The sequence below is a fragment of the Mesorhizobium sp. LjNodule214 genome, assembly GCF_964252735.1.
Classification (GTDB): Bacteria; Pseudomonadota; Alphaproteobacteria; order Rhizobiales; family Rhizobiaceae; genus Mesorhizobium.
Genome location: NZ_CAXUPE020000015.1, coordinates 1 through 1,333, shown reverse-complemented (window position 1 = coordinate 1,333; position 1,333 = coordinate 1). Strand labels below are relative to the sequence as shown.

Below are 1,333 nucleotides of genomic sequence, written 5' to 3'. Positions count from 1 at the left end.
AGGTCGCGAGGCTCGTGCCCCGCCCCTTAGATCAGCAGGCCGGTGGCAAATGCGCGATCTGCGCACCTAGCTCATAATAGCCTTCTCTGATGGCCCGAAAGGGGGCGCTCCGCGCCGAAGATACGGGTAGGAACATCCCGTCGAGCGGCAGCTCCCCGCTGATATGGCGGGCGAGCTCGCGGCCGAACACTGTGCCAGGCGCGATGCCTCGTCCGTTGAAACCCGTCAGCGCGATCATGTTTTCCGCTGGCAGGTGAAGGCGAGGCAGATGGTCGTTCGTCATTCCGATCCGACCGTACCACTCGTGCTCCAACTCGACCTCACCGATTTGCGGGAAGAGCGCGCGGATACGCCGCCGCGCCCAGCTACGATGGATCGCGATTCCGGTGCCGCGGAGCGCCCCGACGCTGCCGACGATGAGGCGGCCTGCATTGTCTGTGCGAAAGGCGGTGAGCACGGTGCGGCTGTCCCACGCGCCGTGCCCCTCGGGCAGGATCGTGCGCCGGATTCTGTGGCTGAGCGGCGCAGTCGCGACATGAAAGAAGGGCAGCACCACTTGCTCCCCACGCAGCTCGGGGAGAATGCGCGATGTGTAGGTGTCGGTCGAAAGAACTGCCCACTTAGCCCGGACGCTTCCACCTTGCGTGTCGAGCCGCCAGACGCCGCCGTCACGCGCGATGTGCTCGACCGGGCTCGCCGTGAAGACGGTCGCACCGGCGGCAATCGCCGCGCCAGCCAGGCCGCGTACATAGGCGAGCGGCTGGATCGTCCCGGCACGCAGGTCGAGCAGACCTGCGGCGAAGGCCGAGGTGCCTGTCTTGTCACGAGTCTCCCCGGCATCGAGCATGTGCACCGGGGCGCCGAGCGCCTGCCACTGCCGCGCTCGCTCCGCGATCTCGGCAACGCCCTTTCTATCGGCTCCGCAGTGGATAGTGCCGGCCCGCTTCAACTCGCACTGCAAGTTGTGCTTGTCGACGATCTCGAAGACAGTGCGTGGAGAATCGCGCAGCAAATTAAGCAAACGATCGCCATAGACCGGACCGAGCGTCTCCTTGAGCGCCGAGGGCATCACCCACAGGCCCGCATTCACCAACCCGCTGCTTCGCCCGGCGGCGCCAAAACCAATTTCGGCTGCCTCGATCACAACAGCGTCCAGGCCCCGCTCGGCAAGGTGCAGCGCTGTGGACAACCCGGTGTAGCCGGCGCCGACGATCGCCACATCGGCAACGATGTTGCCTACCACCTTCTCCGTTGAAGGCGGCGGCGGAGCTGTCCGCTCCCAAAGCCCATGCGACCGTCGATCGTTCAGCATTCTTTCCGCTCCTACCGTCTC

The 1,333-nt window shown here is 65.7% G+C and carries 1 protein-coding gene; it reads right to left on the bottom strand.

Annotation, left to right across the window (positions count from 1 at the left end; all coding sequences use genetic code 11):
* Positions 1 to 31: 31 nt before the first annotated feature.
* Positions 32 to 1,312, bottom strand: coding sequence for an NAD(P)/FAD-dependent oxidoreductase (locus ACSQ3Z_RS37235; protein ID WP_436176028.1), 1,281 nt, complete (start codon positions 1,310 to 1,312; stop codon positions 32 to 34).
* Between the last annotated feature and the right edge of the window lie 21 nt (positions 1,313 to 1,333).

Excerpts from the sequence above, each read along its gene's own strand:
- ACSQ3Z_RS37235 (WP_436176028.1), bottom strand. The coding sequence starts at position 1,312 with ATGCTGAACGATCGACGGTCGCATGGGCTTTGGGAGCGGACAGCTCCG.